This window comes from Pseudarthrobacter sp. rb (genome assembly GCF_056389225.1).
The window spans coordinates 324149-339384 of sequence record NZ_JBWJAR010000003.1 but is presented as its reverse complement, the minus strand read 5'-3'; the positions used below and the strand labels follow the sequence as shown (position 1 = coordinate 339384).

16 protein-coding genes are annotated in these 15236 nt (G+C 66.4%); 3 read left to right on the top strand and 13 right to left on the bottom strand.

Annotated elements, in window-relative coordinates:
* Positions 1 to 3 precede the first annotated feature (3 nt).
* The 5 genes from mutM to coaD form a co-directional block, all read right to left on the bottom strand.
* Positions 4 to 969, bottom strand: coding sequence for a bifunctional DNA-formamidopyrimidine glycosylase/DNA-(apurinic or apyrimidinic site) lyase (gene mutM, locus ACWRN3_RS06585; protein ID WP_476740173.1), 966 nt, complete (start codon positions 967 to 969; stop codon positions 4 to 6).
* A 6-nt stretch (positions 970 to 975) separates the two neighbouring features.
* The gene (rnc, locus tag ACWRN3_RS06580) at positions 976 to 1704 is read right to left on the bottom strand and encodes a ribonuclease III (protein WP_307357713.1); all 729 of its coding nucleotides are present in this window, start codon (positions 1702 to 1704) and stop codon (positions 976 to 978) included.
* 21 nt (positions 1705 to 1725) lie between these two features.
* Positions 1726 to 1929, bottom strand: coding sequence for a 50S ribosomal protein L32 (gene rpmF / locus ACWRN3_RS06575; protein WP_009356569.1), 204 nt, complete (start codon positions 1927 to 1929; stop codon positions 1726 to 1728).
* A gap of 36 nt (positions 1930 to 1965) precedes the next feature.
* Positions 1966 to 2490: a YceD family protein gene (locus ACWRN3_RS06570; protein WP_476211901.1), complete on the bottom strand. Its 525-nt coding sequence runs from the start codon at positions 2488 to 2490 to the stop codon at positions 1966 to 1968.
* A gap of 122 nt (positions 2491 to 2612) precedes the next feature.
* Positions 2613 to 3113: a pantetheine-phosphate adenylyltransferase gene (gene coaD / locus ACWRN3_RS06565; RefSeq protein WP_476740172.1), complete on the bottom strand. Its 501-nt coding sequence runs from the start codon at positions 3111 to 3113 to the stop codon at positions 2613 to 2615.
* A 43-nt stretch (positions 3114 to 3156) separates the two neighbouring features.
* Here coaD and ACWRN3_RS06560 point away from each other — a divergent pair, with 43 nt between their 5' ends.
* Positions 3157 to 4386, top strand: coding sequence for an aminotransferase class I/II-fold pyridoxal phosphate-dependent enzyme (locus ACWRN3_RS06560; RefSeq protein ID WP_476740171.1), 1230 nt, complete (start codon positions 3157 to 3159; stop codon positions 4384 to 4386).
* Entirely contained in the window at positions 4386 to 5174 is a 789-nt protein-coding gene (locus tag ACWRN3_RS06555; protein ID WP_476740170.1) for a spermidine synthase, read from the top strand. Before ACWRN3_RS06560 ends, ACWRN3_RS06555 begins: the two co-directional genes overlap by 1 nt.
* Here ACWRN3_RS06555 and rsmD read toward each other — a convergent pair.
* From rsmD to thiL, 4 genes are read right to left on the bottom strand one after another with little or no spacing between them, the layout of a single operon-like run.
* A complete protein-coding gene (gene rsmD / locus ACWRN3_RS06550) occupies positions 5171 to 5815 on the bottom strand; it encodes a 16S rRNA (guanine(966)-N(2))-methyltransferase RsmD (protein ID WP_324642226.1) in 645 nt (214 codons plus the stop codon). The two genes, ACWRN3_RS06555 and rsmD, sit on opposite strands and share 4 nt — an antisense overlap.
* Positions 5816 to 5857: 42 nt before the next feature.
* Positions 5858 to 8128: an ATP-dependent DNA helicase RecG gene (locus ACWRN3_RS06545; protein WP_476740169.1), complete on the bottom strand. Its 2271-nt coding sequence runs from the start codon at positions 8126 to 8128 to the stop codon at positions 5858 to 5860.
* The gene (locus ACWRN3_RS06540) at positions 8118 to 9104 is read right to left on the bottom strand and encodes a DAK2 domain-containing protein (RefSeq protein WP_324645279.1); all 987 of its coding nucleotides are present in this window, start codon (positions 9102 to 9104) and stop codon (positions 8118 to 8120) included. The genes ACWRN3_RS06545 and ACWRN3_RS06540 overlap by 11 nt, the downstream gene beginning before the upstream one ends.
* Positions 9105 to 9126: 22 nt before the next feature.
* Entirely contained in the window at positions 9127 to 10173 is a 1047-nt protein-coding gene (thiL, locus tag ACWRN3_RS06535; RefSeq protein WP_476740168.1) for a thiamine-phosphate kinase, read from the bottom strand.
* A 69-nt stretch (positions 10174 to 10242) separates the two neighbouring features.
* Between thiL and ACWRN3_RS06530 the strand changes: the two genes are divergently transcribed.
* Entirely contained in the window at positions 10243 to 10746 is a 504-nt protein-coding gene (locus tag ACWRN3_RS06530; RefSeq protein ID WP_324642229.1) for a DUF3515 domain-containing protein, read from the top strand.
* A 71-nt stretch (positions 10747 to 10817) separates the two neighbouring features.
* Here the strand turns inward: ACWRN3_RS06530 and ACWRN3_RS06525 are convergent, their stop codons facing one another.
* From ACWRN3_RS06525 to murA, 4 genes are read right to left on the bottom strand one after another with little or no spacing between them, the layout of a single operon-like run.
* A complete protein-coding gene (locus tag ACWRN3_RS06525) occupies positions 10818 to 11966 on the bottom strand; it encodes a D-alanine--D-alanine ligase family protein (protein ID WP_255172519.1) in 1149 nt (382 codons plus the stop codon).
* 2 nt (positions 11967 to 11968) lie between these two features.
* The gene (locus ACWRN3_RS06520; protein ID WP_476740167.1) at positions 11969 to 13018 is read right to left on the bottom strand and encodes an NAD(P)H-dependent glycerol-3-phosphate dehydrogenase; all 1050 of its coding nucleotides are present in this window, start codon (positions 13016 to 13018) and stop codon (positions 11969 to 11971) included.
* Positions 13015 to 13785, bottom strand: coding sequence for a lysophospholipid acyltransferase family protein (locus ACWRN3_RS06515; protein ID WP_255172521.1), 771 nt, complete (start codon positions 13783 to 13785; stop codon positions 13015 to 13017). Before ACWRN3_RS06515 ends, ACWRN3_RS06520 begins: the two co-directional genes overlap by 4 nt.
* A gap of 9 nt (positions 13786 to 13794) precedes the next feature.
* Positions 13795 to 15120, bottom strand: coding sequence for a UDP-N-acetylglucosamine 1-carboxyvinyltransferase (gene murA / locus ACWRN3_RS06510; RefSeq protein WP_255172522.1), 1326 nt, complete (start codon positions 15118 to 15120; stop codon positions 13795 to 13797).
* Positions 15121 to 15236: the final 116 nt, after the last annotated feature.

Here is a 15236-nt window from a genome sequence, read left to right as displayed (position 1 = left end):
GGACTACCAGCGGCCGTTGCGGGGCCGCGGCTGGCACACCGGGCAGGTATGGGAGGAACGGTTCATGAACTGGTCCCGGCGGATGGTGGAACTGATCCCCGCCGCGGCGCACCGCCTGCACGGCTCACCTTGGCGGCCGTAGGCGTTCAGGGACCGGTCAAAGTAGCCTGAAGCGCCATTGACGTTGACGTACAGGGAGTCGAAGCTGGTCCCGCCGGCGGCCAGGGCATCGAGCATGACCTCGCGGGCACTGTCCAGGACGCGTTGGGCCTCGTTCCTGCGAAGGGTGTCGGTGGGCCTGGCAAAATGCAGGCGGGCACGCCAGAGGGCTTCGTCAGCGTAGATGTTGCCAATGCCGGACACCAGCCCCTGGTCCAGCAACGCCCGTTTCAGGCCCGTCCTGCGCTTGCGCAGGCGCTGGTAGAAGAGGTCGAACGAAAAGGCAGGGTCCAGGGGGTCCCGCGCAATATGGGCGGCTTCCGCGGCGATGAGCGGAAGGGGGGACTCGGCGAGGCCGCCGGGGCCGCCGTCGTCGGTGGGTACCAGGGCGGTGACGAAGAGGCCCCCGAAGATCCGCTGGTCAACGAACCGCAGCTGGGCCGGCATGCCGTCGCGGGGACTGAGGCGAAGCCTGACCTTGAGGTGCTTTTCGTCGGGGACGTCCTGATCCTGCATCAAGAGCTGGCCGCTCATCCCCAGGTGAGCCATCAGTGCAACATCCGGCAGCGCTGCGGTTTCAGGGTTTTCCGGTGCAGCGGGGCCGTCCGTCAGCGGCATCCACAGGAATTTGCCGCGGCGCACGACGTCGCTGACGGTTGCGCCCTGGAGGTTGCCGATGAAATCCCCCGCGCCCAGGGCATGGCGGCGGATGGAGCGGGGATCAAGGACGTCAACAGCGCTGATGGTCCTGCCACGGACCCAGTTCACCAGGCCGCGGCGCACCACTTCGACCTCGGGCAGTTCAGGCACGGGACGCTACTTGGCGGTGACGGAACCAGCCGAAGTGCCGGCAGCATTCCGGGTTTCGGCGCCGGAAAGCACCCGCCAGGCGTCCGCGGCCGCTTCCTGCTCCGCTTCCTTCTTGGAATGCCCGGAACCCTTGCCGTAGGCGTTTCCGCCGATGTTCAGGACAGCGGTGAAGGTGCGGGCGTGATCCGGGCCGGTCCCGTCCACCGCGTAGTGGATGCTGCCAAGCTGCCGGCTGGCCGCGAGTTCCTGGATGCTGGTCTTCCAGTCGGTGCCGGCGCCCAGGACAGCGGCGTCCTTCAGCAACGGTCCGATCAGCCGCATGACGAGTTGGCGCGCGGTCTCGATGTCGTTGGAGACATAGGTGGCCCCGATCAGGGCCTCCATGGTGTCCGCGAGGATGGACGCCTTGTTTTTCCCGTGGGTGAGCTTCTCGCCCTGGCCCAGGTAGATGTACTCGCCGATGCCCAGGCTACGGCCGATGCCGGCGAGGGCCCGGGTGCTGACGACGGCGGACCGGCGCTTGGCGAGTTCGCCTTCGGGCAGGCCCGGGTTGTCCCGGTACAGGGCGTCGGTCACGGAGAACCCCAGGATGGAGTCGCCCAGGAATTCGAGCCGCTCGTTGGTGGGGATGCCGCCGTTCTCGTATGCGTACGAGCGGTGGGTAAGCGCAAGACGAAGCGTCCCGGCGTCAATAGTGACACCGAGACGCTTCAGAAGCTCTTCAGTTGAAGACATCAGTCAGCCTGTTGGGGCCGATTAGACGTCAGCGACCTTGCGGCCCTTGTACTCAAGGAACAGCGCAGTGCCAGCAGAGTCGGTAACGACCTTTGCCTGGTGCGGCAGGCTGTAGGTGACCTGGCCGTTCTCAACGGTCTTCACCAGGTGGGGGGCGGTCGCCTTCCACTGCGAGCGGCGGGCGCGGGTATTCGAGCGAGACATTTTCCGCTTGGGAACAGCCACGGCTAACTCATTTCTCTCTAGACAAACACGTACAAATCAATTTTGCCGGTCAGGCTTAGCCATATCAGCTAGGGCAGCCCAGCGAGGATCCAGGACCTCGTGGTGGTGCCCCGGCTCGTCTTCCAGGCGAACTCCGCATTCGGAGCAAAGGCCCTGGCAGTCTTCCCGGCACACCGGCTGGAACGGCAGATTGGTGACAACCGCGTCCCGCAACACCGGTTCAAGATCGATTACATCGTGCTCGACTCGACGTTGCTCTTCATCTTCTTCTCCGTCCGAGAGCTCAGTGCCCTCGTAGAAGAAAAGTTCTTGCACATTGACCTCAAGGTCATACGCAAGGGGATCCAGGCATCGGCCGCACTCGCCGGTTACTTCGGCGAGGACAGTTCCTGATACCAGAATTCCTTCGTGTACGGCCTCCAGCCTCAGGTCGAGCTCGACATCCGAGCCTTCCTGAACACCAATGAGCGCCACACCAAGATCACCCGGTGCGGGTACATGTTCCTTCAGTGTCCGCATGCTTCCCGGGCTGCGCCCGAGGTCCTTGACGTCGAACGCCAGGGGCGAACCAGCATCTCTGTTAATGAGAACTCCTGTTGAACATATGACCGACGTACCATCTTAGCCTGAAGAGCCATGGTGACTCAAACCGGCAGCGGGCAGCGCCGAAGTACCGATCCAGCCTACCGCTTCGGCTGCTGATCCGGCGAAGGCTCGCCGGAAAGCATGCGCCGGTGCACCGACCGGGGCACATAGTCCGAGACGCTGCCGCCCAGGACAGCCACTTCCTTGATCAGGGTGGAGGACAGATGGACGTAGCTGGCCTCTGCCGGGAGGAAGACTGTCTCCACCCCGCTCAACTGCCGGTTCATGGTGGCCATGGGAAGCTCGTAGTCAAAGTCCGACGACGACCGGAGCCCCTTGACGATGGCGGAGACGCCCCGCTGGCGGCAGTACTCCGCCAGGAGCCCCTCGCCCACGGGTTCCACCACGATGCCCTTGAGCAGCGCCAGGGTCTCCCGTGCCATTTCCAGCCGTTCCTCCAGGGTGAACATGTACTTCTTGGCGTAGTTCGTGGAGATGGCCACGATAACCTCGTCGAACAGCCCGGCAGCCCGCGCAATGACTTCGAGATGGCCGTTGTGGATGGGGTCGAAGGATCCGGGGCACACAGCGCGTCTCATGCTCCGAACCTACCGCATGGAAAGGCCGGGATACCATGGCTGGATGCATCCACCCCGGGATCTTTCCACCCCCCTGGCACCTGCTCCCTGGCAGCGCACCGCGCTCGGAGCAAACCTCCTGGCGCCGGACGGCGGACTCGGAGTCACCATCTTCGAAGAGATGACCACCCTGGCCGTCCAGACGGGCGCCATCAACCTGGGACAGGGCTTCCCCGATGAGGACGGGCCGGCGGAAATCAGGGATGCGGCGCGGGCCGCCATTGCTGCCGGGGCCAACCAGTATGCGCCGGGCAAGGGCCTTCCGGAACTCCGGGAGGCGGTGGCGGCGCACCAGGAGCGCTTTTACGGGCTGGCGCCGGACCCGGCAACGGAAGTCATCATCACTACCGGGGCTACCGAGGGCATCGCCGCCTCCTTGCTGGCGTTCGCCGGGCCGGGCGACGAGGTCCTCACGTTTGAACCGTTCTACGACTCCTACGGCGCGGTGATTGGACTTTCCGGAGCCACCCACACCACCGTCCCCCTGGCGGCCCCGGACTTCATGCCGGACCTGGCCGCGGTGGAGGCAGCCTTCAGCGAACGGACGCGCGTGGTGCTGCTGAACAACCCGCACAATCCCACCGGCGCCGTCTTTCCGCCCGCTGTCCTGCAGCGGGTGGTGGACCTTGCAGCCAAGCACGGCAGCACAATCATCACCGACGAAGTGTACGAGCACCTCACCTTCGGCGTGAGCCATATCCCGGTAGCCACCCTTCCGGGCGCCGCTGCCCGGACCATCACCATTTCCTCCGCCGGCAAGACGTTTTCCCTCACCGGCTGGAAGATCGGCTGGCTGAGCGGCCCCGAGGAGCTGGTCGCGGCGGTCCGAACGGTAAAGCAGTTCCTCACCTACAGTTCGGGCACCCCCTTCCAGGCAGCGATCGCCCAGGGACTGGCCCTGCCGGATGGGTTCTACACCGGCATCGCCTCTGCTCTGGAGCAGAAGCGGGACATTCTCAGCGCAGGGCTCCGGGCTGCGGGCTTTGACGTCTTTACTCCGCAGGGAACCTACTTCGTCAATGTAAATACAGCTCCGCTGGGCATCACGGATGCGCTGGACCTGGCCCGGCGACTGCCGGCACTGGTGGGGGTCGCCGCCATCCCAGTTCCGGTCTTCTGCCACCCGGAAGGCGCCGAACGGACACGAAGCCTGCTCCGCTTTGCCTTCTGCAAGAAGACGGAAGTCCTGGAGGAGGCCGCCGAGCGGCTGGCAACCCTGCGCGGCAGGCTCTGATGTCCGGCCGCGGCGGCGGTACCGCCAGCCGCTTCCTGCGGACTACCGGCCGGCACGCCACGATCGAACCCGACGCCTTTACCGATGGCGGCTACGTCCTCAGCATCGGCGGCGCTGAACAGTCACACGTCAACCTTGACCGGCCGGAAGACATCTTTTACGAGTACCTTCGCCGGATCGGGCACCTGGTGGATCTGGCGGCACCGGCAGGGGAACAGATCAGGGCGCTACACCTTGGAGCAGGGGCTCTGACACTGGCGCGGTACATCCAGGCCACCCGTCCGGGCTCAACCCAGTACGCGGTGGAGCTGGAACGTGAACTGCTGGACTTTGTCCTGCGGCACCTTCCGATGCCCGTAGGGACGAACCTGACCACCGTCATCGGCGATGCCCGCGAAGCACTCGGTGCGCTTGACCCGGGCCTCACCTTCGACGTCGTGATCCTGGACATCTTCTCCGGCCCTGAGGCACCGGAGCACATAGCCAACAGCGGTTTCTACCGCGAGGCCAGGGAGCGCCTGGGCCCGGAAGGGCTCCTGATCGTGAATGTGGGCGACGAACCGGCGCTCACCCTCGTCAGGAGCCAGGTGGCGGCGATGCGCGGGGCCATGGCCGATGTGGGCGCCGTTGCCGAGGCCGGCATGTTCCAGGGCAGGTATCCGGGAAACATCATCCTTGCGGGAACCCAGGGCCCGTGGCCGGAATCGTGGACAGCTGAGCTGACAGCGCGGGGCCCCCACCCCGCAAGGGTCCTGGCCGGAGTGGACCTGGACCCTTTCTCGGCCTAGGCGCCCGGGGACTCAGCCCCGTCAGCGTCAGCAAGGTCACCGTCGGCCAGGTCACCGGGGGCGATGGCGTCGGGAACGAACGGCTCCGCGAACCACAGCCTGGTCTCCCCGTATTTCTTTTCGGCGAACCTGGTCATCCCCACCGGCCAGCCCGGTTCCGGTGACCGCGAGGAGCGTTCCACCACCACCACGGCTCCGGGGCCAAGGTGGGCCGCAAGCTTCTGCAGCACCGCTGACAGCGTTCCGTCCTCCAACGGATACGGCGGGTCCAGGAACACCAGGTCCCAGGCGGCCGTTGGTGCCGCGCGGTCAAGGAACGGCTCCACCTTTGAGCGGTGGACGGTAACGGTTTTCTGGCCCAGCACTCCATTGATGAGGTCCGCGTTGCGCTGGCACACGGCGCTGGCCTTGGCTTCCGACTCGACCAGGTCCACCGCCCGCGCTCCCCTGCTGCCGCTTTCCACGCCCAGGGCACCGGAACCGGCATAAAGATCCAGCACCCGGGCGCCGGCAATCACGCCAAAAGCATCGAGGCGGGAGAACAGCGCTTCCTTGACCCGGTCCGTCGTAGGCCGGGTCAACGATCCCGGAACAGCTGCCAGCGGTGTGCCGCCGGCGGCCCCGGCGATGATCCGCGTCACGTCGCCCACCGTGACCCGGCGGCGCCCGCTGCGCCCTCGTTGCTAACCGCGTTCAAGGAACGCCTCCTTCTCGGGGTTGAGGTACTGCTCAATGGCATCGGCGAGGCCGGGATGGCCGGCCAGCAGCGGGTCACCGCCGACGATTGCCTGGGCGTCGTCCCTGGCCCGGGCTATCACGTCTTCGTGTTCGAGGACCCGCAACAGCTTCAGGGTGGACCGGCCGCCGGACTGGGAAGCACCAAGGATATCGCCCTCGCGCCGCAGCTTAAGGTCTTCCTGCGACAGAACAAAACCGTCCGTGGTTGCAGCCACGGCCTCCAGCCGCCGCCGGCTGGGATGGCCGGGTTCAAGGGCGGTGACCAACAGGCAGGTCCCCGGCAGCCCGCCACGGCCCACACGCCCGCGAAGCTGGTGCAGCTGGGAGATCCCGAACCTGTCGGCGTCCAGGATCACCATCAGGGTGGCGTTGTGCACGTCCACCCCCACTTCGATCACGGTGGTGGAGACGAGCAGTTTGATGCGGTTGGCGGTGAACCCGGCCATGGTGTCCGTTTTCAACTCGGGGTCCTGGCGCCCGTGAAGGGGAGCCAGCGGAACTCCCGCCAATGAGGGCTCAGCCAGCAGGTGGTCCACGACGGCGGTGACGGACGCGAGTTCCCTGGCCTCCTCCGCCTCCACGCCAGGTGGTGCGGCCTCCCCGGGGCTGAAGTCGCCGTCGTCGTCGGTTCCGATCTTGGGACAGACCACGTACACCTGGTGGCCGGCGTCGATTTCCTCCCGGGCGCGTGCCCAGATCCGTGCCGCCCAGGCAGGGTTCTCCGCGAGGCCCACGAGATGGGTGGTGATGGGGGCCCTGCCTTTGGGCAGTTCATCGAGGGTGGAGGTTTCGAGGTCACCAAACACGGTCATTGCCACGGTGCGCGGAATGGGCGTGGCGGTCATGACCAGCAGATGCGGCGGCTTCCGGGCCTTGGCCCGCAGGGCATCGCGCTGTTCCACGCCGAAGCGGTGCTGCTCGTCCACCACGATCAGGCCGAGGTCGTAGAACGAGACGTTGTCGCTGAGGAGGGCGTGGGTGCCGATGATGATCCCTGCCGTCCCTGAGGCCGCATCCAGCATGGCTTGCTTCCGTGCCGCCGTGGGCATGGATCCGGTTAACAGCGTGACCTGCACGGATGGCCCGTTGCTTCCGGCCAGGCCGCCAAGGAGTCCGTCGCTGGAGAGCGAACCCAGGGTGCGGCGGATGGAGTCGTAGTGCTGGGCTGCGAGCACTTCGGTGGGGGCCAGGAGCGCGGCCTGGCCGCCGGCGTCCACTACCTGGAGCATGGCCCGCAAGGCCACGACGGTCTTTCCGGAGCCCACTTCGCCCTGGAGCAGGCGGTTCATGGGCGTGTCCTGCGCCAGCTCCCCTGCGAGGGTCCTGCCGACGGCGGCCTGGCCGGCCGTGAGGGTGAAGGGCAGCGCCTGGTCGAAGGCGGCCAAAATGCCTTCTCCGACAGGGCGCCGGGCGGTGGCTTCCTCAGCGGCGAGCTGGGCCCGGCGCCTGGCAAGCGCTGACTGCAGCACCAGGGCTTCCTGGTAACGGAACCGGTCGCGTGCACGCTTCCAGTCGGCGGCGGTTTCAGGCACGTGGATGAGGCGGTAGGCGTCGGCCACGGGCAGGAAGTCTTCCCGGGCCGCGACCACCGGGGGCACCGGGTCCGGCACCGCGCCAAGGTCCGAGGTCTCAAGCAGCGTCGCGATCACCTTCTGGATCTTCCAGCTGGGCAGCTTGGCCGTGGCCGGGTAGACCGGAATGGGCATGGCCGCAAGCTTTTCGGGATCCTGGCCCCCATCGCTGAAGGGATCTTCGTCCAGGAGCTGGAAATCCGGGTTGGTGAGCCCAAGCTTCCCTTTAAAACTGGTAACCCTGCCCGAAAACAGGGCACGGCGTCCCTGCAGGAGTTCGTTTTTCGCCTTGAACCCGTTGAAGAAGCTGATTTTGAGGGTCCCCGGAACTTTTCCGGTGTAATCCCGGCCACCCACCAGGCGAAGCCCCTGCTGCCCGTCGTCGTCGGAAACGATGACGTCGGTGATGGTCCCGCGCCGTGCCTGCATATGCCGGGTGCTGCTGGACAGAACCCTGGCAATGAGGGTGACCTCCTCATCCAAAGGAAGCTCCGTGATGGGCGTGAGCTCACCGCGGCTCATGTAACGGCGCGGGAAGTAGTTAAGGAGGCCCTCCACGGTGGTTATGCCGAGATGTTTCTCAATGACTGCCGCCGAACGCTTCCCGATCCGCCGCTCCAGGGCCAGTTCCAGCTCAGCGTTCATGCCCGCCGGTGTTCACCGCATCCGCATCAGGATCCCTGGGCAGGGCCAGTTCGCTGATGGTGATCTGGGAAGGTTCGCCCAGCGAGCGGATAATTGCAGCAGCCGGGGCAGCGTCCGGCACGTGCACGTGGACCCGCCACCGGTAGTTTCCTTCGGCGTCCGGCCCGTTGCCAACCTGGCTCATGATCACGGACTCGCCAATCTCGTCCAGCCGCTGCCGGAGGGTTGCGGCGTTCAAGGGCGAAAGGCTGATGGTGCACATGACTTCCACGCCGTCGTCGTCCGGCAGGGAGGTGTGGATGTGAGGATCGGAGACATCGTAGCCGTGCAGGCCGTCGAGGAGCTCGCCCTGCAGTTCCTGCCCCATGACGGCTGAGCGGAGGCAGTCGAGGATCAGCAGCATCCCCACACCGCCGGCATCCACCACCCGGGCAGACTGGAGCGCATCAAGCTGCTCCTCGGTGTGGATCACGGCGGCCAGGGCCCCCTCCACCGCTGCGTCCAGCGCGAGGCCCAGGGCGTGGTTGCTGTCATCGCCGTCCTGGCCGGCGTCCACAGCCCCAGCCGCACGGGCTGCCGCCTCCATCACCGAAAGCATGGTTCCCGGAACGGGATCACTCAGCGCAGACCAGGCGCGGATCTGGGCACGGTTCAGGGCTGCCGACAGGAGGGTGGACGTCAGCCGGGTGTGCCCGGCCAGTGGTTCGGCAGCAGCACACAGGAAAACCGAAAACAGGGTTCCGGAATTTCCCCTGGCCTCTTCCATGGCTGCCTGCCCGGCCTTGGAGAGGACTTCCCCGACGTCCACGGGGGCCGGCTGGTCCGCGTCCAGCACCAGCGACCGGGCGGCAGCGCGGACCGTGAGGTAGAGGTTGGTGCCGGTATCACCGTCAGCGACCGGGAAAATGTTGATGGCGTTGAGCCGGTCGCTGTGGTTTCCCAGGGCAGTTTCAGCCTTGCCCAGCCACCTCTTCATCGCCAGCGCGTTGGCGGCAACCTTAGTGTGCAAAGTGATCCCATCCCCCGGTGTCCGCGGCCCGGCCAGCTATCAGGACACCCGGGCCTTCGTCGGTGCCGAGTGCATGTATCGAGCCTATCGCAGTGAATCCGGGTGGCAGCTGAACGCCGGCCGGGAATGTGGCCAGCAGCCCGTGGTCCTCCCCGCCGCCCAGGACCCACGGTGCCGCATCTGCTCGCAGCCGCGCCGCAGCAGGGCCCAGCAGGTCCGCCAACTGGGTAAGACGCGCTGGGTCGAGGGCCACCGCGACATGGCTGGCGGTGGCCAGCCGCTTCCCGTCGCGCAGGAGTCCGTCCGAGATATCCAGCATCGCCGTGGCACCTGCCGCGCGGGCTGCCGGGCCGGCTTCCAACGGCGGCCGCGGACGGCACTGCAGGTCCACAAAGGCCTGCTCTGCAGGGGTGAGGGAGTCCAGCGGCACGCCCGATTCGAGCAGGGCCAGGCCCGCTGCCGCGTGGCCGACGGTTCCGGCCAGCGCGAGGATGTCCCCGGGCCGTGCGCCGGACCGGAGGACGGGCCGCCCGCCGTCGAGGGTTCCCAGGACCGCAGCAGTCACCGAAATTTCCCGGCCCCGGCCAAGGTCGCCACCCGCCACGGAACAGTGGACTGCCCCGAGTTCCCGGATTCCGGCCGTCAGCCCGTCCGCCAGGTCCTCCACCCAGCGGACCGGCGTGTCAACGGGAAGCGTGAGGCTGACCACCAGGGAGGTGGCATGCGCACCCATGGCGTTGATGTCGCTAAGGTTCTGTGCCGCGGCCTTCCAGCCGACGTCGAACCCGGTGGTGCGGTAGCCGTTGGGCCACAGGAGCCGGAAATCCTGGTCCTGGACCTGGGTGTCGATGCTGATGACGGTCTTCCCATCCGGAGCAGCGACGATGGCGGCATCATCCCCCGGGCCGAGGAGCGTGCTCGAGTTGTGGCCGCCCTCCATATGCAGGCGCGGAAAGATCCGGGCCAGCAGGTCGGCTTCGGAAAAGCCGGCCACGGTGGGCTGGCGGTCAACGCGGTTACGGAGGTCTTCAGGCACGCCACTACGCTACCGCGCCGGGCCGACATTGTGTCCGGACGGGGACTGCGGCGGCGATAGGCTGGAAGCATGCACCATCCCCAGCTGCCCCTGTCCGCCCGCGCCGCCAGGATCGCGGCAGTTGGGGCAATTGCCGCCCTTTCACTGGCTGCCTGCTCCCCCGCCGTTGATGTCACCGCCGCCAAGGACGCCGCCAACCCGGCGTGCGCGCCCATGATGGTGGCCCTCCCTGATGCCATAGGCGATTCCAAACTGCGGAAGACAAACAGCCAGGCCACCGCTGCCTGGGGCGATCCGTCCCTTGTCATTCTCCGTTGCGGCGTCAACGTTCCGGGGCCGACGACCGACCGCTGCGTCACCGTCAACGGAATCGACTGGGTGATCAAGGAAGGCGACCCCGTGTGGACGCTGACCACCTACGGCAGGGAACCCGCAACGGAGGTCCTGATGGACCCGGACAAGATCAGCTCCGCGACAGTGCTGGCGGACCTGGCAGCAGCGGCCGGCAAGGTTCCGTCGTCACGGAACTGCGTAGGCCAGGAGGATCTGCAGAACCTGCCCAAGAGCCAGTAACCGGCCGGTGAGGGCCCACGCCGGCAGGGTTCCCTGGCCGAAGCGGAGCGAGGTTAGGGTGCCGGTGGGGCTCAGCGGAGTCCGGTGTTGCGGTTCAGCGCCAGGTAGATCAGTTCGTCGATGAGGTCGGCGTAGCCCAAACCTGTTGCCGCCCACATCTGGGGATACATGCTCTTCGGGGTGAAGCCGGGCATGGTGTTGATCTCATTGATGATCAACTCGCCCTCGGGCGTGTAGAAGAAGTCCACCCGGCTGAGTCCCTCGGCCCCGACTGCGTCAAAGGCGGCTGCAGCCAGTTCACGGACCCGGGAAATGGCTTCCGCAGGCATGTCGGCCGGGCAGCTCAGTGCTGCGGCGTCATCCTCCACGTACTTGGCGTTGAAGTCGTAGAACTCGTGGGTACCCCCGGCGACGGAGATCTCGCCGGGCATCGATGTCCGTGGCGCATCCGTGCCCCGGCCCTCCAGGACCGCGCACTCGATTTCGCGTCCAACTATGCCGGCTTCGATCACGAGCTTGAGGTCGTGGCGGCGGGCTTCCTCGATGGCGGCGTCCAGCCCCTCGAGGGAGTCGACTTTCGAAATGCCCATCGAGGACCCGGCACGGGCCGGCTTGACGAAGACGGGGAACCCCAGGCGGTCCACCTGTTTACGCACAGCTTCCGGGTCCTTGCGCCATTGCCGGTCGGTCACAACCACATACGGGCCCACGTGCAGCCCGGCAGCTTCGAAGACCACCTTCATGTAGTGCTTGTCCATGCCGACGGCCGATGCCAGGACCCCGGCGCCGACGTAGCGCGTATCCGAGAGCTCCAAGAGGCCCTGGATGGTGCCGTCCTCGCCGAACGGGCCGTGCAGCAGCGGGAAAACCACGTCAACGGCGCCCAGTTCCTGGGGAACCTGGTTGGGCGAGGCCACGATCAGCTGGTGTTCCCCGCCGATCTCGGCCAGGGTTACGGTCTCCGACGACGGCACAACTTCCGGGAGCGATGATGCCGCCAGGGACCATTGGGCCGTTTCGGCGGGGGCGAGAACCCACTGGCCGGTCTTGGCGATCCCGATGGGGATGACCTCGTACTTGTCCTTGTTGATGGCACCCAGCACACCTGCCGCCGTGACGCAGCTCACGGCGTGCTCGCTGGAACGGCCGCCAAAAAGCACGGCAACGCGCGGCTTCCTGGTGGGGACCGTTTGGCCTGTGGTGGGTTTGTCTTGGGACATGGTCAGTAATCGCCTTCAGGTTTCAATTCCCGGGACAGCAGAACCGGCCCCAGTTGGTCAACGGACAGCTTGCCTGCCAGCACCGCCACGACGGCGGCAGTAATGGGCATTTCGACGCCGAGCTTGCCGGCAAGTTCATGGACGGCCTGGCCGGACTTGATGCCTTCGGCGGTCTGGGTCATCTTCCGGCCCACCTCCTCCAGCGTCAGGCCCTGTCCCAGCAGCCGGCCGGCAGTGTGGTTCCGGGACAGCGCGGAGGAACACGTCGCCACGAGGTCGCCAAGCCCTGCGAGCCCGGCCATGGTTTTCGCTTCGCCGCCCAGCGCCAGCGCAAGGCGGGATGTTTCCGCAAGTCCCCGGGTAATCACCGAGGCCTTGGTGTTGTCCCCCATCTGCCTGCCCTCGCAAATGCCAACGGCCAGTGCGATGACATTCTTGACGATGCCGCCAATTTCGACGCCGACGACGTCCGCCGTGGTGTACGGGCGGAAGTAAGGGGCGGTGCAGCTCCTGGCAAGCCAGCCAGCCGTCGCGGAATCCGTGCACGCCACAACGGACGCGGTGGGTTCCTCACGGGCAATTTCCATGGCGAGGTTGGGGCCCGAGACGACCGCGACGCGTTCCTGCGGCAGACCCAGTTCCTGGCCGATGACCTCACTCATCCGGGCATCAGTTCCCAGCTCCAGGCCTTTCATGAGGGAGACGACGACGGCCCCGGGGGCGATCATGTCCTTCCACTCCCGCAGCTGGGGACGCAGCGACTGGGCCGGAACGGCCACCACCACCAGCTCCGCCCCTGCCAGGACCTCCCGGACGTCGGTTGACGCCGTGATGCTCTCCGGCAGGACGATGTCCTTGAGGTAGTCGCTGTTGCGGTGGCTGGTGTTGATCTCTTCCACCACTTCGGCGCGCCTGCCCCACAGCTTGATGGCGCGCGGCGTACCGGTGGCAAGGGCGGCGTCGGCCAGGATCTTCGCGAACGTTGTTCCCCATGATCCTGCACCGAGGACGGCCACTGTGCGGGCCGCTCCCGCCTTTGCGTCAGCGGTCACTGCGCTTCCGTTTCTGCGCCTGGCTGCTGCCCGCGTTCCACGAACCGCCCGTGCTTGGCCTGCTGCTGCTTGGCCGGATCCCAGCGTTCCGCGGGAGGCTGCTCACCGCGCAGTCCCGCCAGGAGCTCCGTGATGGCATCCATGATGAGTTCGGTGGCCTCGCTCAGTGTGGCCTTGTCCAGGGGACGGCCCTTGAAGGCGCTCAGGTCCACGGGATCGCCCACGACCACCCGGGAACGCTTCCGCGGGAACAGGTGGAACCGCTTGCCGTACCGGGGGAAGACCTCGTGCGCACCCCAATGGGCGATGGGCACCACAGGGATGCCCCCCTCAAGGGCAAGCCGTGCCGCGCCGGTGTGCCCCTTCATCGGCCAAAGCCCGGGGTCGCGGGTCAGCGTGCCCTCCGGGTAGATGATGATTGCGCCGCCCTCAGCCACAATCTCCTGGGCCACCTGCAGCGACCGGTTCGCTCCCGCCGTCGAACGCTCCACGGGCACCTGCTTGGTCGCGCGCAGGAGTGGGCCCAGGCCCGGCACCTTGAAGAGTCCGGCCTTGGCCAGGAAGTGCGGGGCCCGCTTCTGGTTGTAGAGCATGTGCCCTACCACCAGGGGATCGATTTCGGTGCAGTGGTTGGGCGCGGCAATGAAGCCGCCCGCGGGAAGCTTCTCAGTGCCTTCCCACGTTTTGGACATCATGACGTTCATCAGGGGCCGGACGACGCTGGCGATGAACACAAACGTGGCCCTGCTCCTGGCAGATTCCTTCACAGTCCCGCTCTACTTCGTGGTGGTGATGTCGAAATCGGCACCGAGGCCGGCAAGCTTCTCCGTGAAGCGCTCGTAGCCGCGGTTGATGATGTCGATGCCGGTGACCCGTGAGGTTCCCGTGGCGGCCAAAGCGGCGATCAGGTGGCTGAACCCGCCGCGCAGGTCCGGAACATCGATGTCGGTTCCCTTGAGCTGGGTGGGGCCGGAAATGACCGCGGAGTGCAGGAAGTTGCGTTGGCCGAAGCGGCACGGAACGCTGCCCAGGCACTCCCGGTGCACCTGGATGCTGGCGCCCATGCGGATGAGCGCGTCCGTGAAGCCGAAGCGGTTCTCGTACACGGTTTCGTGGACAATCGAGACGCCCTCGGCCTGGGTGAGTGCCACCACCAGCGGCTGCTGCCAGTCGGTCATGAAGCCGGGGTGGACATCCGTTTCTAGGACCAGCGGGTTCAGCTTTCCGCCCTTGTGGTAGAACCGGATGCCGTCCTCGCCGATGTCCATTCCGCCGCCGACTTTGCGGTAGGTGTTCAGGAAGGTCATCATGTCGCGCTGGGAGGCGCCCTCGACGAAGATGTCGCCGCGCGTCACCAGCGCCGCCGACGCCCAGGACGCCGACTCATTGCGGTCCGAAAGCGCGCGGTGGTTGTAACCGCCCAGGTCCCGGACGCCTTCGATGCGGATGGTGCGGTCGGTCTGGACGCTGATGATGGCGCCCATTTTCTGCAGCACGGCGATGAGGTCGACGATTTCCGGTTCGGTGGCGGCACCGGAAAGTTCCGTGATGCCTTCCGCGCGGGTGGCGCTCAGCAGGACCTGCTCCGTGGCCCCCACGGACGGGTAAGGGAGGGAGATCTTGGCGCCCTGCAGGCCTTTGGGCGCCGAGATGTGGATGCCGCCGGGGCGTTTCTCCACAACGGCGCCGAACTGGCGCAGGACGTCCAGGTGGTAGTCGATGGGCCGGTCACCGATCTTGCAGCCGCCCAGGTCCGGGATGAAGGCTTCGCCGATCGCGTGGATCAGCGGCCCGCACAGCAGGATGGGAATGCGGGAGTCTCCGGCGTGGGCGTCAATCGCGGTGCTCGGCGCCGTCTTGGCGGCCTTGGGGTCGAGGGTGAGGTCACCGTTGACCGGGTCTTTCTCCACGGTCACGCCATGCAGCTGCAGCAGGGAGGTGACTACCTCGACGTCCTTGATTTCCGGCACGTTCCGCAACACCGAGGGTTCGTTTCCCAGCAGCGCCGCCACCATTGCCTTGGGGACAAGGTTCTTTGCCCCACGGACGCTGACGCGGCCTGTAAGCGGGACACCGCCGCGGATTGTCAGAACACTACTCATATACCGGTTTCCTCACGATCACTAGCCCCCAAAACCTTGCAAAGGCTCCAACCAAGCATAGGAGGTCGCGTTACCGAACCGAAATAAGGGGGCACCGGCGGCGGGGCGTGGCGGAA